A 21853-nucleotide genomic window follows, 5' to 3' on the forward strand; every position below is an offset into this window, starting at 1 on the left:
CGATCTCTCCGTCCCGTTATGCTGCATTGGCCTGCGCTCCTGCCCTCATGAGGTCAGCGCATCTCACACTGGACAGGAACCGGACTCGACCATACCGGCAGGCGTCGCACACACAAGTCCCCCCTTCCTCCCTCACGATCAGGACGGGGAGCGAACCTTGCGTTCCTTCAACTACCGGCCGTGGCGCACCAGTTCATAGGCATCCCAGAGATCGCGTCCCACGTAGGAGTGCGTGGCGAGACCCATCAACTGCTGGTCCGCGTTGACGGCGACCGATACCGGTACGGCAGCGAAGAGCTCGGCATCGGAGAGGGAGTCCCCGTACGCGACGCAGTCGGCGCGGGCCACGCCGAACTCGGCGCAGAGCTGTTCCGCGATCCGCACCTTGGCTGCCGGCGTCAGTATCCCTTCGGGGGCGACAGGTTCGGTGAACGGCACGGCCGGGAACCGGGACCCGTACGCGGCATGCGCGCCCCACGCCATGAGCCTCTCCACGAAGAAGGAGGGCGAGAGCGAGACGACAGCGCAGTATTCCCCTCGTTCCCTGATTTCCGCCCAGGTGTCCCGGATGCGCCGTAACCAGGGCGCGCCCTCGAAGGCAGCCACGACGTGAGCCTCGGTGAGCCCGCCCCACAGGCCATGCACCCGCCGCGCGTAGTCCCAGGTGTCGATGCGCCGCGCCACGAAATCCCGTTCGAGATCGATGATGTGCGTGTCCAGGCCGAGCTGCCGAGAGATCTCCACGGGGGCCGCTGTCCCGTGCAAGAGAGTCCCGTCCAAGTCGAAGAGGTGCAGTCGGGTCATGAGGGTTGAGGCTATCGGTGCGTTCTGTGGAGGAGCCCAAGCACGTCGGTGCGCCAAACCCGCCCGTTGTTTCACGTGAAACACTCCCCGCCCTGCCATGGATTTGGGCACGACATGGCCAAAAGCTCATGCATCGTCCCGCAAACCGGTAGACGTCGGGCACGCAGGTCAGACAGCCTGATCTGCGTGCCGACACCTTCCCTCACCACTCTGCCCATTCGCCGTCTGACGCCTCGCGATCTCACCGCCTGCGCCGACTTGTCCGAGGACCGGGGGTGGCCCCGTGAGGAACACAAATGGGGGTTGCTTCTCGCGGCAGGCCAGGGATACGGCATCGACGACCCCGGCGGCGGCCTCGTCAGCGCCTGTGTCGTGACCGAGTACGGCCCGCCAGGCCGCCCCGCTCTGGGGGCGATCGGCATGGTCCTGGTGGCCGAGCGTCATTCCCGCCGGGGGGTCGGCCGCCGCCTGATGCACCATGTCATCACGACGATGGGCACGACCCCTCTGACCCTCCATGCGACGCCCTACGGCCGGCCTCTGTATGAGGAACTGGGATTCAAAGTCACCGGCCGGGCCGAGATGGTCAGCGGGGACTTCACCCCTGGCGGCAGGCCACCCGCGATCGCCACCCGGCCCGCCACGGCGGAGGACGTCGCCACGGTCCTCCGACTCGACGAAGAGGCTTTCGGCGCCGACCGCACTCATGTGATCACGCGCCTTCCGGCCTTCGCCGACCACCTTCACGTCGCCGTGGAGAACGACCGGATCATCGGATACGCGGCTGCCTGGCCGAACATGGCCACCCATGTCGTCGGCCCACTCATCGCACGGGACACGGAGACGGCGAAGGCGCTCATCGCGTCCCTGGCGGCTCGCACCGACCGCCCCCTGCGGACCGACATCGACGTACGTCACGAAGAGCTGTTGACGTGGGTGAAGGAACGCGGTCTGACGTCGGTTGCCTACAACGCGGTAATGACATACGGGATCGCTGAACTGCCGGGAGACTGGACCCGGCGGTTCGCTCCCCTGACGGTGGCAGCGGGCTGAGGGCATCCACGAGCAGCGGCGCGAGGGCCGGTCCTTCCTCCGCGCCGCCGCTCGTGAACCGGGATATGGCCGAGCCGACGCAGCTATCAGCTCCGAGCGGCCTGCTGTTGCCCGGCCGGGCTCACGCCCACCCCTCCGTCGCCTGCTCCTGCCCCGGCCACGATCGTGCCGGGTCCACTCTTCCGGCGTTCCAGAGCGGCTGACAGGACGGCCAGGACGACGGCCGTCCCGGCGAGTGCGGAGCCGACCCAGTTGGGAGCCGTGTAACCGAGACCCGCGGCGATGACGAGGCCGCCGACCCCCGAACTGGCTCCCCTCGTCCGGGTCGTCGAGTCACTGAGCACGCCCGCATAGGCTGCGGCCATGGGAGATCTTGAGATACGTCCCGCCATCACCGACGACGTTCAGGCCATCGTCGCCATGCTCGCCGACGACCCCCTCGGCGCCGAGCGGGAGTCACCGGACGATCTGGCGCCTTACCTGGCAGCTCTGGAACGCCTCAGCGGCGACCCGAACCAGCACCTGGTTGTCGCCGTACGCGAGGGCCGCGTCGTCGGCACGCTCCAGTTGACGATCATTCCAGGGCTGTCCCGTAAGGGGGCGACCCGCTCGGTCATCGAGGGAGTCCGCGTCCACAGCGACGAGCGTGGCAGCGGCCTCGGCACGAGGCTCATGCACTGGGCTGTCGAAGAGTCCCGTCGCCAGAACTGTCAGTTGGTTCAGCTCACCTCCGACGCCAGCCGCACCGACGCCCACCGCTTCTACGAGCGACTGGGCTTCCAGGCCTCACACGGGGCTTCAAGTTGGTGCTCTGACGTGCCGTCCGTATGACGGTGCTGACGTCCTGCCCGCATGCCGGTGGGGTGCTGTTTCACGTGAAACAGCACCCCACCGGCATGCCCTCGTCCGGGGCTACGAGACGCCTCGCCACCCCTCAGGATGAATCCCACCCGGCACCGAAGCCCCCTCGTCGTACGGCTGCCTCGTGAACACGAACGACCCGATGTCCAGATGGTCCACGGACCCGTCCGGCCGCCTCAGGGCCCGCAGGCACTCACCCGCGAAATAGCCGTCGAGTCCGGTCCACGTGCCGTCCCCGTTCACCCTGAACCGTGTGCTCCTGCCACCGCTGCCCGACAGCGGATCCAGCGAGAGGCCTCCGCCGGCCACTAGCCGCAGCGCGAAGGCATGCGTACCCCAGTACCACTGGCCTGCCAACTCCAGCACGGACCGGTCGACTTCAGGCAGTGGCCGCCACGGCTCAGGAATCCGGGGCTCGGCCTCCGCCACGATGCGGACGAGGTCGGCGGCGACGTTCGACGTGACCGGGCCTGACGTGCAGTTGACCAACACGACAGCCGCCACGTCGTCCTCCACGCTGATCGTGACGTTCGCGAGGAAGCCTGGCACAGATCCGGAGTGGCCCACGAGGAGGCGACCCTCACGCTGCTGGAGTTGCATGCCGAGTCCATACGCCGCTCCCGCTGCCACATCCGCCACTTCTGCCGGCGCAGCGGGCGTCCGCATCTCCAGAAGGGACTGCGTACTGAGCACCCGGTCGTCGCCGTTGGCGAGGAATGCCGCGAAGCGGGCCAGGTCTCCGGCCGTGGACCAGAGTTGTCCGGCGGGTGCCATGCGTCCGTAGTGTTCGATGGGCTCGGGCAGCATCACGTCCGCCCAGGGATGGACGGCCCAGCCACCAGCGTGGGGTGCCTGCGGCTCGCAGCTCGTACGGTGCAGGCCCAGCGGTTCGAGTACCTCGCGCAGCAGCACATCCTCCCAGGACGCGCCCCGCAGCTCCTCGACGAGGGCACCCAGGAGGCCGTAGCCGGGGTTGGAGTAGTGGAAGCGGCGGCCGACGGGATGCCGGTGGGGCTGTTCGCCCAGGACATCAGCGAGTTCCGGACGCAGCGAGCCGGGTGTGCGCTCCCACCAGGGCGCGGGTGTCTCCGCCGCCAGCCCACCCGTATGCGCGAGCAGTTCGGCAACGGTGGCCTCCCCCGCGCCGGTTCCCGGCAGATGCTTCTCCAGCGGGTCACCGAGGTCCAGTGCGCCCTCGTCGCGCAGCCGAAGCACCAGGACGGCTGTGAACGTCTTGGTGATCGACCCGATTCTGTACTGCGTGTCCTCGTCCGGCGCGTGTCCCTCCACGCAGGCCCGTGCCCCCGTCCAGACCGTCCGGCCCTCACGGACGACCGCCGCGACCAGCGACGGCGCCCGCCCCTCGGTCTGCGCCACAGCGATGCGGTGCAGCAACGCGCGACGGGTGGCGGGCAGCAGCTCTTCCTGTGGTGTCGTCATGCGGCCAGTCCACCGGGCCCGAAACCGCAAGTCGAGCGGATTTGCAGGTTCTCGCGTTCGACGGCACCAGACAGACCGTTGACCTGGTGCTGGGCAGCCTGTCTCACCAAGCGGCCCGGTACATCTGTCTCACCAGGTCGTCCACTTCCTCAGCCCAGACGGCAGACGGCAGCGGAGGCTCTGGTCCAGGTGAGCCGGGCGCGGCCAGCTTCGTGCCGGCCAGTACCCATGTGCCGTCAACGCCGCGACACCGGCCGGTCGCTCAGTGCTGTTTCCCGGTCGCGGGGGAGCTCATGCCGTGGCTGGCACGGCGCATGGCCTCGTACAGCGCGGGGTCCTCCGGCGGCTCCGGTAGCGGCCTGGGGCCTGGGGCCTGGGGCCTGGGGCCTGGATCATGACACCAACATGACCCAATCGACCGGAACGGGGCTATCCGGATCAAGATGTGGGTCTTTGCGAAAGGATCGCCATGACCAGCATGTCGTTCGCCGGCGCGGTACGCGTGTGCCGCACCGCCAAGTACGCAACGTTCTCCGGTCGCGCCCGACGCGCGGAGTACTGGTGGTTCTCACTGCTGTAAGTGATCGCCGCCGGCGCCGTCCTCGGAATCAGCTTCGCGACCAGGGCCCCGCTGCTGAGCGTCCTCCTTGTGCCGTTCGCCGTGCCCATGCTGAGCGTCTCCATCCGCCGCTTGCACGCCACCGGCAAGCCGGGGTGGAGGATGTTCGTCGCCCTGATCCCCGTCGTCGGCCTGATCATGTACCTCGTGGCCATGGCGGCGGACGGCGCCCCGGCCGCCAACCAGTACGGCCCTCCCCCCAAGGCCGTCGGCCAGTCCGCCGGCTGCCAGGTGAACGAGGGATCCGTTGTCGGTACGGCGATGCTGCCCCTGCGTCGTCGTGACGGGTGACCGGGTCTCGCTCGCAGCGCATGAGCGCGACCCGAACCGATGAGGCCATTCGACCTGGCTACGTCCGTTCAGTCCATACGGTGGGGAGCGCACTCGCGGCTTCGGCGGGATCGCCCTGGCCGTCGTACTGGGCGACGAAGGGGTACGCGTACACGGGCCGGCTCATCGTGCCCTCGCCGATCCCGGGGTCGTAGGTCTGACCGAGGATCACCTCGGGGGCCTCGCGCTCTTACCCCTTGCATCAGCGCGGCCATGCCGCCGCTGGGGGTCTACGCGATGTCCACGGGTGCACTCGACCAGCTCACACTGCACCTGGCCCGGCACCTCACCCCTCGGCCGGGGCGCTTCGCTCCCGGCTGTCGTGGTTCACCGTCAGTCTCTGTGCGGCGTCGTCAGCGCGCGAGGCCGATCGCTCGGGAGATGACCGTGTCGAAGGCGCGGTCGGGCAGGTATGTACGCCATCGCTCGGCCATCGCTCGTGAGATCTGGCCACGACATCCGAGCTTCTACAGGGTGATGGCTCAGGTCTGGGCCATGTCCACGAAGCGTGAGTAATGGCCCTGGAAGGCCACGGTGATCGTGGCCGTCGGGCCGTTGCGGTGCTTGCCCACGATGATGTCCGCCTCGCCCGCGCGCGGGGACTCCTTCTCGTACGCGTCCTCGCGGTGCAGAAGGATCACCATGTCCGCGTCCTGCTCGATCGACCCGGACTCACGCAGGTCGGAGACCATGGGCTTCTTGTCCGTGCGCTGCTCGGGGCCACGGTTGAGCTGGGACAGCGCGATCACCGGCAGTTCCAGCTCCTTGGCCAGCAGCTTGAGGTTTCGCGACATGTCGGAGACCTCCTGCTGGCGGCTCTCGGACCGTTTGCCACCGGACTGCATCAGCTGCAGGTAGTCGATGACGACCAGCTTCAGGTCATTGCGCTGTTTGAGACGGCGGCACTTGGCACGGATCTCCATCATCGACAGGTTCGGGGAATCGTCGATGTACAGCGGGGCGGCCGAGACGTCCGGCATACGGCGCGCGAGGCGGGTCCAGTCCTCGTCGGTCATCGTGCCGGAGCGCATGTGGTGCAGGGCCACGCGCGCCTCGGCGGACAGCAGGCGCATCGCGATCTCGTTGCGGCCCATTTCGAGCGAGAAGATCACGCTCGGCATGTTGTGCTTGATCGAACACGCCCGCGCGAAGTCCAGCGCCAACGTCGACTTACCCATGGCGGGACGGGCGGCGATAATGATCATCTGGCCCGGGTGCAGACCGTTCGTGAGCTGGTCGAGGTCGGTGAAGCCGGTCGGCACACCCGTCATCTCCCCCGACCGCGAACCGATCGCCTCGATCTCGTCGAGCGCGCCCTCCATGATGTCGCCGAGCGGCAGATAGTCCTCGGTGGTGCGCTGCTCGGTGACCGCATAGATCTCCGCCTGCGCCCTGTTCACGATCTCGTCGACGTCGTCGTCGGCCGCGTATCCCATCTGAGTGATGCGCGTGCCCGCCTCGACCAGACGGCGGAGGACCGCCCGCTCATGGACGATCTCGGCGTAGTACTCGGCATTGGCCGCCGTCGGCACCGTCTGTACGAGAGCGTGCAGATACGCGGCGCCCCCCACCTTGGTGATCTCGCCGCGCTTGGTGAGCTCGGCGGCGATCGTGATGGGGTCGGCCGGCTCGCCCTTGGCGTAGACGTCGAGGATGGCCTGGTAGATGGTCTCGTGCGCGGGCTTGTAGAAGTCATGGCCCTTGAGGACCTCGACCACGTCCGCGATGGCGTCCTTGGACAGGAGCATGCCACCGAGGACGGACTGCTCGGCATCGAGGTCCTGCGGCGGTACCCGCTCGAACGACGGCCCCGCGCCGTCCCATGCACTGTCCTCACGGCCCCGGTCGTGCTGTTCGTCGCGTCCCCGGCCACCATTGCCGTGGCGACGGGAGGCCGGCAGACGATCGCTGGGTCCGCTGCCGGCCCACGGCTCGTCCAAGGGCTCGGAAATGCTCACCGGCCACCTCCTCGCGTCCGCCCCCGCGGACTTCGCCGTGCCCCTCTTTCTTACGGCACGGCACTGACAAATAAGAGGCCCAACTCCGCTTCCGGCACGTCGGTCCTTCACCGATCCCGAGCCCGGAAGACAGGGCGGGCGCCGGACCACGGTAGGCCCGTCGGCAGCGTCAGCCAATCTGGTTATCCACAGGCCATGTGGACGACGGGCCCAATGCTGTGGAGAACCCCGCGAAACCTGTGCACGACACGGTGGACAGGCCTGTGAACAAGCCTTGAGCGGCCCGACATTCAGGTCCCTGACCTGCGCATTTCCGATCCACCGGCTGTGCAGAAGAAAAACTTGCGCAGCCGGGCCAAGATCCGCTCGGAAGAGCCGCCGCGACACGCCCACACAAGACATGGGTAAGGGTCACAGACCCATTGCATCTCTTACCTGTGGACGATTAGATTGGTGGCCATGACACACGCTCCCGCGGCAACCAGGGCCGCCCGGCGACAGCACGACCGAGAGATCGTCGCGCTGGCCGTTCCGGCCTTCGGCGCACTCGTCGCCGAGCCTCTCTTTCTCATGGCGGACACCGCCATCGTCGGCCATCTCGGCACCGCCCAGCTGGCCGGCCTCGGTATCGCTTCCGCCCTCCTCACCACCGCGGTGAGCATCTTCGTCTTCCTCTCGTACGCCACGACCGCCGCGGTCGCCCGACGTGTGGGCGCCGGCGAACTGCGGTCCGCCATCCGCCAGGGCATGGACGGCATCTGGCTCGCTCTTCTTCTCGGTGCGGCCGTCGTGGTCGTCGTCCTGCCCGGAGCGCCCGCTCTGGTGGACCTGTTCGGGGCCTCTGACACCGCGGCCCCGTACGCGACCACGTACCTCCGCATCTCGGCACTCGGCATTCCGCCGATGCTGATGGTGCTCGCCGCCACAGGCGTCCTGCGAGGGCTCCAGGACACAAGGACCCCGCTGTACGTCGCCATAGCGGGCTTCGTCGCCAACGCCGCACTCAACGCGGGTCTCGTCTACGGCGCCGATCTGGGCATCGCGGGCTCGGCGTGGGGCACGGTCATCGCCCAGTGCGGTATGGCCGCCGCCTACCTCTGGGTGGTCGTCCGCGGTGCACGCAGGCACGGTGCCTCGCTGCGGCCGGACGTCGCAGGGATACGAGCCTGCGCCCAGGCTGGAGCCCCGCTCCTGGTCCGTACGCTCTCACTGCGGGCCATCCTGATGATCGCCACCGCGGTCGCAGCGCGCCTCGGGGACACGGACATCGCAGCCCATCAGATCATTCTCTCCCTGTGGAGTCTGCTCGCCTTCGCACTCGACGCGATCGCCATCGCAGGGCAGGCCATCATCGGCCGTTACCTCGGCGCGGGTGACGCCCAGGGTGCGCGAGAAGCGTGTCGCCGCATGGTGCACTGGGGCATCGCCACCGGGGTCGGGCTCGGCCTGTTGGTACTCATCAGCCGCCCCCTGTTCATCCCGCTCTTCACAGGCGATCCGGTCGTCCAGGACGCCGCCTTGCCCGCCCTGGTGGTGGTGGCACTCTCCCAGCCGATCTCCGGCATCGTGTTCGTTCTCGACGGCGTACTGATGGGTGCGGGGGATGGTCCCTATTTGGCATGGGCGATGGTGCTGACCCTCGCGGCCTTCGCCCCGATAGCCCTGCTCGTTCCGGCTCTTGGCGGTGGACTGACCGCGCTCTGGGGAGCCATGACCCTGATGATGGCAGTGCGCATGCTGACGCTGTGGCTGCGTTCCCGCTCGGGTCGCTGGATCGTCACCGGGGCGACGCGCTGAGCAAGGCGACGGCACCCGGTTCGCCTGCCTCGGCATGTTGTCGTACGAGTCGACCCGCCCGTGTTTCACGTGAAACACGGCCAAGCACGGATCCGGGGCCGCACCCCGAAGGGTGCGGCCCCGGATGCCGCTTCAGCAAGCGCGACGCTTACGCCGCTACGACCTCGACGCTGACCTTGGCGGCCACCTCGGGGTGCAGACGCACGGACGTCTCGTGGGCGCCCAGCGTCTTGATCGGCGCGGCCAGCTCGATGCGACGCTTGTCGACCTCGGGGCCACCAGAAGCCTTGATCGCCGAAGCGATGTCGGCCGGGGTGACGGAACCGAAGAGACGACCGGCGTCACCGGAGCGGACGGCCAGGCGGACCTTGACACCCTCGAGCTGCGTCTTGACCTGGTTGGCCTGCTCGATGGTCTGGATCTCGTGGATCTTGCGAGCGCGACGGATCTGCTCGACGTCCTTCTCGCCGCCCTTGGTCCAGCGGATCGCGAACTTCCGCGGGATCAGGTAGTTGCGGGCGTAACCGTCCTTGACGTCGACGACATCGCCCGCAGCGCCGAGGCCGGAGACCTCGTGGGTGAGGATGATCTTCATGAGTAGGTCACCCTCCCCTTAGCGCGCGGTGGACGTGTAGGGCAGCAGCGCCATCTCACGGCTGTTCTTCACGGCCGTGGCGACGTCACGCTGGTGCTGCGTGCAGTTGCCGGTCACGCGGCGGGCACGGATCTTGCCGCGGTCGGAAATGAACTTCCGCAGCATGTTCGTGTCCTTGTAGTCCACGTACGTGACCTTGTCCTTGCAGAAAGCGCAGACCTTCTTCTTCGGCTTGCGCACAGGCGGCTTCGCCATGGTGTTTCTCCTGTGTGATCAAGAAGTTTGGGGTGCGGCCCCGCCCTCGCCACAAAGGACCGGCCTCCCGGTCCCCAGGGCCTAGAAGGGGGGCTCGTCCGAGTAGCCGCCACCGCCGCCGGAGCCACCGCCCCAGCCGCCACCACCCTGGTTGCCACCGGCGGGAGCGCCGGTCGCCCAGGGGTCGTCGGCAGGAGCGCCGCCGCCCTGCTGGCCGCCGCCGGGGCCACCGCCCCAGCCGCCACCACCCTGGCCGCCACCGCCGCCGTAACCACCCTGGCCACCGCGACCGGCGGTCTTGGTGACCTTGGCCGTGGCGTTGCGCAGGCTCGCGCCGACCTCGTCGACGTCGAGCTCGTAGACCGTGCGCTTGACGCCCTCACGGTCCTCGTAGGACCGCTGCTTCAGCCGACCCTGCACGATGACGCGCATGCCTCGCTGGAGCGACTCGGCGACGTTCTCCGCCGCCTGACGCCAGACAGAGCAGGTCAGGAAGAGGCTTTCGCCGTCCTTCCACTCGTTTGTCTGGCGGTCGAAGGTGCGGGGAGTGGACGCGACACGGAACTTCGCGACCGCCGCACCGGAAGGGGTGAAGCGCAGCTCGGGATCGTCGACAAGATTGCCGACGACCGTGATGACGGTCTCGCCTGCCATGGGGAACCTCTCGGCGGGATTGCTGCTGGCTGCTGGTGCTACTCGAGTCCCGAGATCAGCTGAGCGGAAGCGCTCAGTGGGTCTCGGGGCGGAGGACCTTGGTCCGGAGGACCGACTCGTTCAGGTTCATCTGGCGGTCGAGCTCCTTGACGACCGCGGGCTCGGCCTGCAGGTCGATGACCGAGTAGATCCCCTCGGGCTTCTTCTTGATCTCGTACGCGAGACGACGACGGCCCCAGGTGTCGACCTTCTCCACCTTGCCGTTGCCCTCGCGGACCACCGACAGGAAGTTCTCGATCAGGGGGGCGACAGAGCGCTCCTCCAGATCGGGGTCGAGGATGACCATCACCTCGTAGTGACGCATGTGGAACCCACCTCCTCTGGACTCAGCGGCCACGGTCGTTCCGTGGCAGGAGGGTTGTGATGCGTACGCAACGGTATAGGCCGCCACTGACAATCGGAGATCCCGGCCGGGACTCCCCGGCGTGGCCAGCGCGGACAGACACCAATGCAGACGGTACAGAGTACCCGCACCCGCCCTCCCGGTTGAAATCAGGCGGCGCGGGCCGTCAATCTGTACGGATCGGGTGTGTAAGGCGCTACGATGCGCCGCCTTCCGCAGGAGGTGCCCTATGGCACAGACAATGCGACCCAACATCGCCGGATCCCTGTTCGCCACCGATCACAAGCCCCACCCCGTGCAGGACACCCTGCTTGCCGTGACACTCGTGCTCGGGGCGGTCTCCTTCGTCACGGCGATGTTCCACCATCTGCACCTGCTCAGTTCCTGGACAGGTCTGGTGGGAATCCTGACCGGCGCGTACGGGCAGTTCATCTCCGAGACGACCCGTGAGCGCTTCGGTCTGATCCTGGGTCTCGGCGCCTCGGCCGTCGGCTTCTTCCTCGGCATGGCACACGGGGGACTCTTCGGCGGGCTCATCGGCTGATCCCGTCGCGGGGCTGACGGGGCATCGGCCGCTGCCTCGCCGACGACCCGTCAGCCGGCCGACCACACCTCCCGGCGCCCCGGCCGCGTACCGGTCGGAGCCCAGGTGGCCTACGGCCAGACGGCGCGCTCGCAGGGCGCAGTAGGCTTCGGCGCTAGAGCCGGAGCCCCTGTACCCATGGGGACACACCAGCCCGAGGAGCGCCCCGAATGAGCCTGACCCTGAGGACGATCAGCCGAGAGCAGCATCTGGCGTACATCCAGAGCCTGCCGTCGGCGAGCCACATGCAGGTCCCGGCCTGGGCTGACGTCAAGGCGGAGTGGCGCTCCGAGAACCTCGGCTGGTTCGACAAGACGGGCCAGATGGTGGGCGCGGGCCTCGTCCTGTACCGGCAGCTGCCCAAGATCAAGCGCTATCTCGCCTACCTGCCCGAGGGCCCGGTCATCAACTGGTTCGCGCCGAATCTGGTCGACTGGCTGGAACCGATGCTCGCGCATCTCAAGCAGCAGGGCGCGTTCTCCGTGAAGATGGGCCCGCCGGTGATCATCCGGCGCTGGGAAGCCACGTCCATCAAGAAGGGCATCCAGGACCCGGACGTGAAGCGACTGCGCGACATCGAGGCCGACTTCATCGAGCCGCGTGCCTTCGAGGTCGCCGACAAGCTGCGCCGCATGGGCTGGCAGCAGGGCGAGGACGGCGGGGCCGGCTTCGGTGACGTCCAGCCCCGCTACGTCTTCCAGGTGCCGCTCGCGAACCGCTCCCTGGAAGAGGTCCACAAGAACTTCAACCAGCTGTGGCGGCGCAACATCAAGAAGGCCGAGAAGGCGGGCGTCGAGGTCGTCCAGGGCGGCTACCAGGACCTGGCGGAGTGGCAGCGGCTCTACGAGATCACGGCCGTGCGCGACCGCTTCAGGCCCCGCCCACTGTCGTACTTCGAGCGCATGTGGACGGCCCTCAACACAGAGGACCCCAACCGCATGCGGCTGTACTTCGCGCGGCACAACGGCGTGAACCTGTCGGCGGCGACGATGCTGGTCGTCGGCGGACATGTCTGGTACTCGTACGGCGCCTCGGACAACATCGGGCGTGAGGTCCGGCCATCGAACGCGATGCAGTGGCGGATGCTGCGCGACGCCTACGCCCTCGGTGCGACCGTGTACGACCTGCGCGGCATCTCCGACTCGCTGGACGAGACGGACCACCTTTTCGGTCTGATCCAGTTCAAGGTGGGCACGGGCGGGCAGGCCGCCGAGTACCTGGGCGAGTGGGACTTCCCGCTCAACAAGCTGCTCCACAAGGCCCTCGACATCTACATGTCGCGTCGCTGACCCAGCCTTGTATCGCCCCGCCGGTCCGGCGGATGCACCACAATTGCGCTTCACACCCCTGACAGACGGCAGCCACGAGAAAGGTTCCGGGACCGGCCATGGCGCTCACGCTCTACGTCGACACCGCGCGCTGGCGGGCACACCACAAGCACGTGCAGGAGCAGTTCCCGGGGCTCGTCCCCGTCTGCAAGGGCAACGGCTACGGCTTCGGCCACGAGCGGCTGGCGGAAGAGGCCACGCGCCTCGGATCGGACATCCTCGCCGTCGGCACCACATATGAGGCCGCCCGGATCAAGGACTGGTTCAGCGGCGACCTGCTGGTGCTCACGCCGTTCCGGCGAGGTGAGGAGCCGGTGCCGCTGCCCGACCGTGTCATCCGCTCCGTGTCGTCCGTGGACGGCGTGTACGGCCTTGTGGGCGCCCGCGTGGTCATCGAGGTCATGTCCTCGATGAAGCGCCACGGTGTGAACGAGCAGGACCTGCCCCAGCTCCACGCCGCCATAGAGAACGTCCGTCTGGAGGGATTCGCCCTCCACCTGCCGCTGGACCGCACCGACGGCTCGGACGCCGTCGAGGAGGTCATCGGCTGGATGGACCGTCTGCGTGCGGCCCGTCTTCCGCTCCACACGATGTTCGTCAGCCACCTCAAGGCCGAGGAGCTCGTCCGCCTGCAGCAGCAGTTCCCGCAGACCCGGTTCCGCGCCCGCATCGGCACGCGGCTGTGGCTGGGGGACCACGAGGCGACCGAGTACCGCGGTGCCGTCCTGGACGTCACCCGGGTCTCCAAGGGCGACCGCTTCGGCTACCGGCAGCAGAAGGCGGCCTCGGACGGCTTCCTGGTGGTCGTGGCGGGCGGTACGTCGCACGGGGTGGGCCTGGAGGCCCCGAAGGCGCTGCACGGCGTCATGCCGCGCGCCAAGGGCGTCGCACGTGCCGGCCTCGCCACGGTCAACCGGAACCTCTCTCCGTTCGTCTGGGGCGGCAAGCAGCGCTGGTTCGCGGAGCCGCCGCACATGCAGGTGTCGATCCTCTTCGTGCCCGCTGACGCCCCGGAGCCGAAGGTCGGCGAGGAGCTGGTGGCCCACCTGCGGCACACCACCACGCAGTTCGACCGGATCGTCGACCGCTGACCCGGCGGCCGTCGGCAGCGCTGAGCGAGATATCGGCTGCCGGCTCGCTCTCAGGAGGCATCACTACGCCGAAGGCCGTGCACGGAGTCCGTGCACGGCCTTCGGCGTACGCCTCCTCCAGGGTGTTCGCTCAGGGCGAACTCTCTGTCGTGCCACAGCTGCCCCACTCCACGTGCGGCCCGTCGACGTGCGCCGCGTGGCGCGGCGGGTGAGCCGCCGCACCGAGGACGAAAACGTCTTCCGCGCCGTCCAGTACGCCACCCGCGGGATCGTCGTCGCCGGTCCGGCGCACCACGTCACGTTCCGGCAGGTAGATGTCCCGTACGACGACGGCGCACAGGTACAGCGTGCCCAGTAGATGGACGGCGATGGCGAGTTGGTAGCCCTCGGTCGGCAGTCCCTTGTGGGCGTCCCCGCTGGTCGTGTACGCGAGGTACATCCAGATCCCGAGGAAGTACGCCACCTCGCACGCCTGCCAGATCAAGAAGTCCCGCCAGCGCGGCCGGGCCAGCACGGCGAGCGGGACCAGCCAGAGCACGTACTGGGGCGAGTAGACCTTGTTGGTGAGGATGAAGGCCGCGACGATCAGGAAGGCGAGTTGGGCGAGGCGTGGGCGGCGCGGGGCGGTGAACGCGAGCGCCGCGATACCCCCGCAGACGAGCACCATCATGATCATCGCGGAGGTGTTGGCCGCGTCCGGGGTGATCTGGATGTCGAACCGCTGCGAGAGGATCAGGAAGATCGAGCCGAAGTCGACTCCCCGTTCATGGCTGAAGCTGTAGAACTTCGCCCATCCCTCCGGCGCGAGAATCATCACCGGAAGGTTCACGGCGAGCCAGGCGCCGACAGCGCCGAGCAGTGCCGTACCGAACTCACGCCATTTGCCGGCCCGCCAGCACAGGACGAAGAGCGGCCCGAGCACCAGGAACGGATAGAACTTCGCGGCCGTGGCGAGCCCCACCAGCACGCCGAAAGCGAGGGGGCGCCGCCGTGACCACATCAGCATCGCGGCGGCCAGCAGGGCCACAGCGAGCAGGTCCCAGTTGATGGTCGCCGTCAGCGCGAACGCGGGCGCGAGGGCGACCAGCAGGCCGTCCCAGGGGCGTCGACGCTGAGTACGCACGGTGCAGACGGCGATGACAGCCGCACACACCATCAGCATCCCGGCATTGACCATCCAGTACCACTGCTCCTGGTGCTGGATGCTGCCGCTGCCGGGGGTGAGCCAGGAGGCGACCTCCATGAACACACCGGTCAGCACCGGGTACTCGAGGTACTCCATGTCACCGGAGAGCTTGTCGAAGTACGGCACCAGGCCGTCGGCGAAGCCGCGTCCCTGATAGAGGTGCGGGATGTCCGAGTAGCACGCGTGCGTGTACTGGGAGCTGGCCCCGAAGAACCAGGCACCGTCGTAGCAGGGCAGCTTCTGGACCATGCCGAGGGCGAACATGCCGATCGCGACAAGCGCGACCACCCGCACGGGAGTCCACCAGGACGTCCCCAGCAGTGCGCGCTGCCCGATGGGGCCGCCGATCAGCTCACTGCCGCTCGCGGCGACCTCGTCCTCCTTGGTCGGCCGCACGGGCTCCGGCTCGTCCACGCTCACTGGCGTCGTGTCTGCACTGGGCATGTCGCACATCCTGCCGTACGCACCTAGGTATACGCCGAGGGCCGCCGCACCCGGTCAGGTGCGACGGCCCTCGTTTCACGTGAAACACCTCACGGCGGGTCACGAAGGATGTTTCACGTGAAACACCCTTGACGGTGACCACCGGCCGGTAGCCGGCGTTCGGTCATCCGAAGATGCCTCCGCCGTTGCCATTGCCTCTCGTGCCGCCCTCGGATTCGGTCGGTGACGGACTCACACCGCCGTCCGTGCCGCCGGCATCCGTACCACCCGTATCGTTGCCGCCCACGTCGTTGCAGGTCGGGTCGAACGGGTTGCTGCAGCTCTGGCTCGGTGTGGGCGACGGCGAGACCTCGGACTCACTCGGCGACGGGCTGGGCGAGGTGGCCTCCTCCTCGGACTCGGTCACCGACGGGGTCGGAGTCGGGTCCGGCTCGTCATTGATGACCTCACCGATGGGCTCGGGCTCGGGGAAGTCGATGGCCTTCTTGCCCTTGAGCGCCTGCTCCATGTAGTCGTGCCAGATTTCTGACGGGAACGAGGCACCGTGGATCGACTTCTGACCGCCGGTTCCGTACATCTGCAGGAACTCGCGGTTCTTGATCTTCTCGTTGTCGTCCATGCGGTACATGCCGATGGCCGTCGACAACTGCGGGGTGTACCCGACGAACCAGGCGGACTTGTTGCCGTCGGTGGTGCCGGTCTTACCGGCCACCTCACGACCCGGCAGCCGGGCGTTGGTACCGGTTCCCTCGTCGACCACGGTCTTCAGGACATCGGTGACGTTGTCGGCCACCTTGGCGGTGAAGGCCTGCTTGGTCTTGGCGATGTCCTGATGGTTGAAGACGACACCGTCCTCACCCTCGATCTCCTTGACCGAGTAGATGTCGCGCTGCTTGCCGCTGTCGGCGAAGGTGGCGTACGCCCCGGCCATGCGGATGGCACTCGGGTCGGAGATACCGATCGAGAAGGACGGGTAACTGGTGCCCGTCAGGCTGCTCTCCAGGAGGCCCGCGTCCATGGCGGACTCCTTGACCTTGTCCAGACCGACGTCCATGCCGAGCTGGACGAACGCGGAGTTCGCCGAGACCCTCATCGCCTCACGAAGGCTGATGTCGTAGTTCGGCGGGCTGCCGTACGACTCGTCCCCGTCGTTGGCCTGGAGCCACTCCTCGCCCTTCTCGTTCGTCCAGACGTCGCCGTTGTATTCCTGGATCTTGAGGTTGTTCTTGCCGCTGAACAGGCTCTTCGGGGAGACGATGGTCCGCTCGTCCTGAGGCTGCTCCTCGTCGCCGTCCTTGTCGCGCACGCCCCACTTCATGGCGGCCGCCAGCACGAAGGGCTTGAACGTCGAGCCCACCTGGGCACCCGTCTGGTCGGCGTTGTTGGTGAAGTGCCGGGTCGCGTCCGCGCCGCCGTAGATCGCCCTGATCGCACCGGTGGCCGGATCGACCGAGGCCCCGCCGAACTCGACGTGGGTGTCCGTCTTGGGGCGCTCCTTGGGCTTGATGTTCTCCTTGCGGACCTTCGTCACGGCGTCCGAGAGCTGCTTGACCATCTTCTTGTCGAAGGTCGTGTGGATCTCGTAGCCGCCCCGCCGCAGCTCGGTCTCCGAGATCTTGGTGTTCTTGATGATGTACGCCTTGGCGAGGTCGACGAGGTACCCGACCTGACCCTTCAGGTCCGTGTTCGAGCGAGGGCTCTGGACCTTGGGGAACGTCGAGTACTTGGCCGCCTCCGCCCGGCTGAGGTGACCGTCCTTGACCATCTCGCCGAGGATCCACTCCCAGCGGTCCTCGGCCCGCTTGCGGTTGGCCTGAGGAGTGGCAGCGGGGTCGATCTCTACCGAGCCCGCCGGGTCGTAGTAAGTCGCTCCCTTGAGCACGCCGGCCAGGAAGGCACACTCACTCGGGTTCAGGTTCTCCGCGTCCTTGTTGAAGTAGGCGCGGGCGGCAGCCTGGATGCCGTAGGCGTTGCGCCCGTAGTAGGCGGTGTTCAGGTAGCCGCTCATCACCTCCTCCTTGGACTTCTTCGCGCCCACCTTGATCGAGATGAAGAGCTCTTTGAACTTCCGGGACAGGGTCTGCGACTGGTCGTCCAGCATCGCGTTCTTCACGTACTGCTGGGTGATGGTCGAGCCACCCTGGGTGTCGCCGCCCTTGGCCATGTTGAACAGGGCGCGAGCGATACCCATCGGGTCGACGCCGCTGTCGGTCTCGAACGTCTTGTTCTCGGCCGAGATGACCGCGTACCGCATCGCCTTGGGGATCTTGGAGTACGCGATGATCTGCCGGTTGGTCTCACCACCGGTGGAGACCATCTGGCTGCCGTCGTCCCAGTAGTAGACGTTGTTCTGCGCCTGGGCCGCCTTGGCCGGGTCAGGAACACCCACGAGCGCGTAGCCGATCCCCGCCACCGCCACCAGGCTCCCGAAGAACCCGATGAACAATCCGGTCACGAGCCGCCACGACGGCACCCAGCGGGCGGCCCCGTACTTCCCCGCGCGCGGGTAGTCGATGATCCGCTTTCTGGAAGGCGGCGCGGCACGCCCTCTCCCTCGCCCGGGACCACGCCCCGCGCCCTCGGGTGCAGCTCTGCGGCGGCTGCCCCCTGTGCTTCTCTGCGCCGCCCGCCGGGCCTCGGCACGGCCGCCGTACGGGCGCTCCTCACCTCCCGCCCCATAGGAGCCGGAAGGAGACCCGGTGGCGCCTCGCGGTGCCGCGCGGCGGCCGGAGGACGCCGACTGGCCGCGTCGGGCCGCGGCACGTCCGCCTCCCTGCGGCTGCGGCGGTTTGCGACGGTGCTCGCTCATCGAACGACTACTCCTCGGGCAGGCGCACCCTTGCGCGCCTGGAAACGGCGGCTGGTTTCCTGTCCCCCCGAAGTACGGATGCGGTCGTGTTGGCATTCATCCGTACTGCACCAAGGACGACGACGTGCTCAGACGTCACTCGGTTCCCGGTGGTGTGCATGGCGCACAGACTACGCACCGCCAAAACCCCCGAGGACCGAACTTCACCCCAAACCAGGCAACTTGCCTGCAACGAAACGGTGATGTGATCCCGTTCACCGTGCACCCTCTTGTCGCATCCGGAGGGGCGTTCTATCGTCGTGATGTATCGAGTCGATACATCAGCTCGGAATAAAGACGTGAAGACGAGGCTGCGGCAGAGAGGAGGCGACGATGAGCCGGCGCTCCGGAATCCTCGAGTTCGCCGTACTCGGCCTGCTCCGCGAATCTCCGATGCACGGCTATGAGCTGCGCAAACGACTCAACACGTCACTGGGTGTGTTCCGCGCCTTCAGCTACGGGACGCTCTACCCCTGTCTCAAGACGCTGGTCGCCAACGGCTGGTTGATCGAGGAATCGGGGGGCGCGCAGGAAGAATCTCCCGCCGCCCCGCTCACCGGGCGCCGGGCAAAGATCGTCTACCGGTTGACGGCGGAAGGTAAGGAGCACTTCGAGGAACTGCTCTCGCAGACGGGCCCCGACGCGTACGAGGACGAGACCTTCGCCGCTCGTTTCGCCTTCTTCGGGCAAACCTCCCGCGACGTGCGCATGCGCGTCCTGGAGGGCCGTCGCAGCCGCTTGGAGGAGCGGCTGGAGAAGATGCGCGCCTCTCTGGCGCGCACCCGGGAGCGCCTCGACGACTACACGCTTGAGCTCCAGCGCCACGGGATGGAGTCCGTGGAGCGCGAAGTGCGCTGGCTGAACGAGCTCATCGAGAGCGAGCGGGCGGGCCGGGACCTCAGGGGACGCGCCCACGGAGAACCCGCTCGCGACACCACAGAGGGAGCGCCGGGCGTCCTGCCCCGGACCGGGGACGACCCCGGTCCGGATACGCCCGGCGACACTGCCACGTGAGACCCCTGCCAGGGCCTCACTCGTACACACAGGGAGCAACCGGAATGGGTTCGGTTCGCGTAGCCATCGTCGGCGTGGGCAACTGCGCCGCTTCGCTGGTGCAGGGAGTCGAGTACTACAAGGACGCCGACCCGGCGTCGAAGGTCCCCGGCCTGATGCACGTCCAGTTCGGCGACTACCACGTCCGTGATGTCGAGTTCGTCGCCGCGTTCGACGTCGACGCCAAGAAGGTGGGCCTGGATCTCGCCGACGCCATCGGCGCCTCCGAGAACAACACCATCAAGATCTGCGACGTGCCCAGCACCGGCGTGATCGTCCAGCGCGGCCACACCCTCGACGGCCTCGGCAAGTACTACCAGGCCACCATCGAGGAGTCCGGGGAGGAGCCGGTCGACGTCGTCAAGATCCTCAAGGACAAGCAGGTCGACGTGCTCGTCTGCTACCTGCCGGTGGGGTCCGAGGACGCGGCGAAGTTCTACGCCCAGTGCGCCATCGACGCCAAGGTCGCCTTCGTCAACGCCCTCCCGGTCTTCATCGCCGGTACCAAGGAGTGGGCGGACAAGTTCACCGAGGCAGGCGTCCCGATCGTCGGCGACGACATCAAGTCGCAGGTCGGTGCGACGATCACGCACCGCGTCATGGCGAAGCTGTTCGAGGACCGGGGCGTCATCCTGGACCGCACGATGCAGCTGAACGTCGGCGGCAACATGGACTTCAAGAACATGCTCGAGCGCGAGCGCCTGGAGTCCAAGAAGATCTCCAAGACGCAGGCCGTCACCTCGCAGATCCCCGACCGGGACCTCGGCGAGAAGAACGTGCACATCGGCCCGTCCGACTACGTCGCCTGGCTCGACGACCGGAAGTGGGCGTACGTCCGTCTGGAGGGTCGTGCGTTCGGTGACGTCCCGCTGAACCTGGAGTACAAGCTCGAGGTGTGGGACTCCCCGAACTCGGCCGGCGTCATCATCGATGCCCTGCGTGCCGCGAAGATCGCCAAGGACCGCGGCATCGGCGGCCCGATCCTGTCCGCCTCGAGCTACTTCATGAAGTCCCCGCCGGTCCAGTACTTCGACGACGAGGCCCGCGAGAACGTGGAGAAGTTCATCAAGGGCGAGGTCGAGCGCTAGCAGCGCGGCCACCGCTGCGCGCCCGCGCAACAGGGCCCTGAAGTACTTCACTTCGAGTCCTACGGGGGTCCCCGGGTCGCATGACCCGGGGACCTTCCCCGTATGTGAGGCTGTGCCCCATGTCCGTCGTGCGTGACCTGCGCGTCCTGCTCCGCTTCCGGAACTTCCGGCGCCTGCTCGCCGTACGGCTGCTCTCCCAGGGCGCCGACGGCGTCTATCAGGTAGCGCTCGCCACATATGTCGTCTTCTCACCGGAGAAGCAGACGTCGGCCGCCGCGATCGCCTCGGCGATGGCTGTCCTGCTCCTGCCGTACTCGCTCGTCGGCCCATTCGCCGGAGTCCTGCTGGACCGCTGGCGACGCCGTCAGGTCTTCCTCTACGGCAACGTGCTGCGCGCCCTCTTGGCCGGTGTGACGGCCGTCCTGATGCTGAGCGATGTGCCGGACTGGCTCTTCTACGTTTCCGCGCTGTGTGTCACCGCGGTCAACCGCTTCGTCCTGGCCGGGCTCTCTGCCGCCCTTCCACGCGTGGTGGACGCCGATCGCCTGGTGATGGCCAACTCCCTATCGCCGACAGCAGGAACGCTCGCCGCCACCGCCGGCGGCGGAATCGCCTTCGTCGTACGACTGGTGGTGGCGGACTCCGACGCCGTGGTGGTCCTCGTCGCCGCGGCCCTGTACCTGTGCTCGGCCCTCGCTTCCCTGCGCATGGCACCGGAACTGCTCGGGCCCGAATCCGACCTGGTGCGCGTACGGCTGCGAGCGGCACTCACCGGCACCGCACGGGACCTGGTGGCGGGCGTGCGGCATCTCGCTGAGCCCCGAAGGCGGGAGGCGGCCTGGGCGCTGGCCTCCATGACGCTGATGAGGTTCTGCTACGGCGCTCTGACGGTCATGGTGCTGATGCTGTGCCGGTACGCCTGGTCGTCCGGCTCCGACGAAGGACTGGCCCTGCTGGGCCTCGCTGTGGGGGTCTCGGGCGCTGGTTTCTTCGCCGCAGCCGTGGTGACCCCGTGGGCAGCGGGGCGGCTGGGCCCAGGCATGTGGATCGTCACCTGTGCGGCTGCCGCTGCCGTCCTCGAGCCCGCGCTGGGACTGCCGTTCGCTGAAGTTCCCATGCTGATCGCAGCGTTCGTTCTGGGCCTCGTCACCCAGGGAGCAAAGATCGCCACCGACACGATCGTCCAGTCCTCGGTCGACGACGGTTTCCGCGGCCGGGTCTTCTCGGTCTATGACGTGCTGTTCAACGTCGCGTTCGTCGGAGCCGCCGGAGTCGCTGCCCTGATGCTTCCGCCTGACGGCCGCTCGGCCGCTCTGGTGATGACCATCGCCGTTATCTACGCGACGGTCGCTTCGGGTCTGGCTCGCTATGAACGGCGGTAAGTGCCACGTCAAAGACGGCCGGTGAGCCCCCAGCAGCCACACACCACTCGAGGAGCGATGTTTCACGTGAAACATCGCTCC

General features: G+C 67.6%; 19 protein-coding genes and 2 pseudogenes. 10 read left to right on the plus strand and 11 right to left on the minus strand.

Features of this window, described 5'->3' with window-relative positions; translation table 11 throughout:
* Positions 1-171: 171 nt before the first annotated feature.
* Complete coding sequence (locus tag ACZ49J_RS08365) at positions 172-804, minus strand: HAD family hydrolase (protein ID WP_467446727.1); 633 nt, start codon at positions 802-804, stop codon at positions 172-174.
* A gap of 186 nt (positions 805-990) precedes the next feature.
* On the opposite strand from ACZ49J_RS08365, the gene ACZ49J_RS08370 reads away from it, so the two are divergent.
* Positions 991-1857, plus strand: a complete 867-nt coding sequence (locus ACZ49J_RS08370; protein WP_467446728.1) for a GNAT family N-acetyltransferase — start codon at positions 991-993, stop codon at positions 1855-1857.
* Positions 1858-1943: 86 nt separating this feature from the next.
* Here ACZ49J_RS08370 and ACZ49J_RS08375 read toward each other — a convergent pair.
* Positions 1944-2165 (minus strand): annotated as a pseudogene (locus ACZ49J_RS08375) (MFS transporter); the annotation flags it as partial.
* Positions 2166-2220: 55 nt separating this feature from the next.
* On the opposite strand from ACZ49J_RS08375, the pseudogene ACZ49J_RS08380 reads away from it, so the two are divergent.
* Positions 2221-2672 (plus strand): annotated as a pseudogene (locus tag ACZ49J_RS08380) (GNAT family N-acetyltransferase).
* A 97-nt stretch (positions 2673-2769) separates the two neighbouring features.
* Here ACZ49J_RS08380 and ACZ49J_RS08385 read toward each other — a convergent pair.
* Complete coding sequence (locus tag ACZ49J_RS08385; RefSeq protein ID WP_467446729.1) at positions 2770-4158, minus strand: serine hydrolase domain-containing protein; 1389 nt, start codon at positions 4156-4158, stop codon at positions 2770-2772.
* A gap of 580 nt (positions 4159-4738) precedes the next feature.
* On the opposite strand from ACZ49J_RS08385, the gene ACZ49J_RS08390 reads away from it, so the two are divergent.
* Positions 4739-5068, plus strand: coding sequence for a DUF805 domain-containing protein (locus ACZ49J_RS08390; protein ID WP_467446730.1), 330 nt, complete (start codon positions 4739-4741; stop codon positions 5066-5068).
* Positions 5069-5126: 58 nt separating this feature from the next.
* Here the strand turns inward: ACZ49J_RS08390 and ACZ49J_RS08395 are convergent, their stop codons facing one another.
* On the minus strand, positions 5127-5279 hold the full coding sequence (locus tag ACZ49J_RS08395; RefSeq protein ID WP_467446731.1) for a hypothetical protein: 153 nt from the start codon (positions 5277-5279) through the stop codon (positions 5127-5129).
* 310 nt (positions 5280-5589) lie between these two features.
* On the minus strand, positions 5590-7065 hold the full coding sequence (gene dnaB, locus ACZ49J_RS08400) for a replicative DNA helicase (RefSeq protein WP_467446733.1): 1476 nt from the start codon (positions 7063-7065) through the stop codon (positions 5590-5592).
* A 444-nt stretch (positions 7066-7509) separates the two neighbouring features.
* On the opposite strand from dnaB, the gene ACZ49J_RS08405 reads away from it, so the two are divergent.
* Positions 7510-8862 (plus strand): MATE family efflux transporter, encoded by a 1353-nt coding sequence (locus ACZ49J_RS08405; RefSeq protein ID WP_467447190.1) that lies wholly within the window; start codon positions 7510-7512, stop codon positions 8860-8862.
* A 148-nt stretch (positions 8863-9010) separates the two neighbouring features.
* Here the strand turns inward: ACZ49J_RS08405 and rplI are convergent, their stop codons facing one another.
* From rplI to rpsF, 4 genes are all read right to left on the minus strand, one after another.
* Positions 9011-9457, minus strand: coding sequence for a 50S ribosomal protein L9 (gene rplI, locus ACZ49J_RS08410; RefSeq protein ID WP_467446734.1), 447 nt, complete (start codon positions 9455-9457; stop codon positions 9011-9013).
* An 18-nt stretch (positions 9458-9475) separates the two neighbouring features.
* Positions 9476-9712: a 30S ribosomal protein S18 gene (gene rpsR, locus ACZ49J_RS08415; protein WP_003949403.1), complete on the minus strand. Its 237-nt coding sequence runs from the start codon at positions 9710-9712 to the stop codon at positions 9476-9478.
* Positions 9713-9793: 81 nt separating this feature from the next.
* A complete protein-coding gene (locus ACZ49J_RS08420) occupies positions 9794-10366 on the minus strand; it encodes a single-stranded DNA-binding protein (protein ID WP_467446736.1) in 573 nt (190 codons plus the stop codon).
* A 73-nt stretch (positions 10367-10439) separates the two neighbouring features.
* Positions 10440-10730, minus strand: a complete 291-nt coding sequence (gene rpsF, locus ACZ49J_RS08425) for a 30S ribosomal protein S6 (RefSeq protein WP_100827172.1) — start codon at positions 10728-10730, stop codon at positions 10440-10442.
* Between the two features lie 268 nt (positions 10731-10998).
* On the opposite strand from rpsF, the gene ACZ49J_RS08430 reads away from it, so the two are divergent.
* The 3 genes from ACZ49J_RS08430 to ACZ49J_RS08440 all read left to right on the plus strand — a co-directional run bounded on the left by ACZ49J_RS08430 (position 10999) and on the right by ACZ49J_RS08440 (position 13771).
* Positions 10999-11313, plus strand: coding sequence for a hypothetical protein (locus ACZ49J_RS08430; RefSeq protein ID WP_467446737.1), 315 nt, complete (start codon positions 10999-11001; stop codon positions 11311-11313).
* A gap of 209 nt (positions 11314-11522) precedes the next feature.
* A complete protein-coding gene (gene femX / locus ACZ49J_RS08435; protein ID WP_467446738.1) occupies positions 11523-12641 on the plus strand; it encodes a peptidoglycan bridge formation glycyltransferase FemX in 1119 nt (372 codons plus the stop codon).
* 98 nt (positions 12642-12739) lie between these two features.
* Positions 12740-13771 carry an alanine racemase gene (locus ACZ49J_RS08440; RefSeq protein ID WP_467446740.1) on the plus strand — a complete coding sequence of 344 codons (1032 nt, stop codon included), beginning with the start codon at positions 12740-12742 and terminating at the stop codon, positions 13769-13771.
* Between the two features lie 130 nt (positions 13772-13901).
* Here ACZ49J_RS08440 and ACZ49J_RS08445 read toward each other — a convergent pair whose 3' ends face one another.
* Together ACZ49J_RS08445 and ACZ49J_RS08450 are read right to left on the minus strand one after the other, a co-directional pair.
* On the minus strand, positions 13902-15410 hold the full coding sequence (locus tag ACZ49J_RS08445; RefSeq protein ID WP_467446742.1) for a glycosyltransferase family 87 protein: 1509 nt from the start codon (positions 15408-15410) through the stop codon (positions 13902-13904).
* A gap of 154 nt (positions 15411-15564) precedes the next feature.
* Positions 15565-18210, minus strand: a complete 2646-nt coding sequence (locus ACZ49J_RS08450) for a transglycosylase domain-containing protein (RefSeq protein ID WP_467446744.1) — start codon at positions 18208-18210, stop codon at positions 15565-15567.
* A gap of 372 nt (positions 18211-18582) precedes the next feature.
* Here ACZ49J_RS08450 and ACZ49J_RS08455 point away from each other — a divergent pair, with 372 nt between their 5' ends.
* The 3 genes from ACZ49J_RS08455 (at position 18583) to ACZ49J_RS08465 (ending at position 21772) form a co-directional block, all read left to right on the plus strand.
* Complete coding sequence (locus ACZ49J_RS08455; RefSeq protein ID WP_467446746.1) at positions 18583-19263, plus strand: PadR family transcriptional regulator; 681 nt, start codon at positions 18583-18585, stop codon at positions 19261-19263.
* Positions 19264-19307: 44 nt separating this feature from the next.
* Positions 19308-20390 carry an inositol-3-phosphate synthase gene (locus ACZ49J_RS08460; RefSeq protein WP_467446748.1) on the plus strand — a complete coding sequence of 361 codons (1083 nt, stop codon included), beginning with the start codon at positions 19308-19310 and terminating at the stop codon, positions 20388-20390.
* Between the two features lie 119 nt (positions 20391-20509).
* A complete protein-coding gene (locus ACZ49J_RS08465) occupies positions 20510-21772 on the plus strand; it encodes an MFS transporter (protein ID WP_467446749.1) in 1263 nt (420 codons plus the stop codon).
* Positions 21773-21853: the final 81 nt, after the last annotated feature.

The organism is Streptomyces sp. NPDC030840 (genome assembly GCF_055572015.1).

Excerpts from the sequence above, each read along its gene's own strand:
- ACZ49J_RS08365 (WP_467446727.1), bottom strand. The coding sequence starts at position 804 with ATGACCCGACTGCACCTCTTCGACTTGGACGGGACTCTCTTGCACGGG.
- ACZ49J_RS08385 (WP_467446729.1), bottom strand. The coding sequence starts at position 4,158 with ATGACGACACCACAGGAAGAGCTGCTGCCCGCCACCCGTCGCGCGTTG.
- rplI (WP_467446734.1), bottom strand. The coding sequence starts at position 9,457 with ATGAAGATCATCCTCACCCACGAGGTCTCCGGCCTCGGCGCTGCGGGC.
- rpsR (WP_003949403.1), bottom strand. The coding sequence starts at position 9,712 with ATGGCGAAGCCGCCTGTGCGCAAGCCGAAGAAGAAGGTCTGCGCTTTC.
- ACZ49J_RS08420 (WP_467446736.1), bottom strand. The coding sequence starts at position 10,366 with ATGGCAGGCGAGACCGTCATCACGGTCGTCGGCAATCTTGTCGACGAT.
- rpsF (WP_100827172.1), bottom strand. The coding sequence starts at position 10,730 with ATGCGTCACTACGAGGTGATGGTCATCCTCGACCCCGATCTGGAGGAG.
- ACZ49J_RS08430 (WP_467446737.1), top strand. The coding sequence starts at position 10,999 with ATGGCACAGACAATGCGACCCAACATCGCCGGATCCCTGTTCGCCACC.
- femX (WP_467446738.1), top strand. The coding sequence starts at position 11,523 with ATGAGCCTGACCCTGAGGACGATCAGCCGAGAGCAGCATCTGGCGTAC.
- ACZ49J_RS08440 (WP_467446740.1), top strand. The coding sequence starts at position 12,740 with ATGGCGCTCACGCTCTACGTCGACACCGCGCGCTGGCGGGCACACCAC.
- ACZ49J_RS08445 (WP_467446742.1), bottom strand. The coding sequence starts at position 15,410 with ATGTGCGACATGCCCAGTGCAGACACGACGCCAGTGAGCGTGGACGAG.
- ACZ49J_RS08450 (WP_467446744.1), bottom strand. The coding sequence starts at position 18,210 with ATGAGCGAGCACCGTCGCAAACCGCCGCAGCCGCAGGGAGGCGGACGT.
- ACZ49J_RS08455 (WP_467446746.1), top strand. The coding sequence starts at position 18,583 with ATGAGCCGGCGCTCCGGAATCCTCGAGTTCGCCGTACTCGGCCTGCTC.
- ACZ49J_RS08460 (WP_467446748.1), top strand. The coding sequence starts at position 19,308 with ATGGGTTCGGTTCGCGTAGCCATCGTCGGCGTGGGCAACTGCGCCGCT.
- ACZ49J_RS08465 (WP_467446749.1), top strand. The coding sequence starts at position 20,510 with ATGTCCGTCGTGCGTGACCTGCGCGTCCTGCTCCGCTTCCGGAACTTC.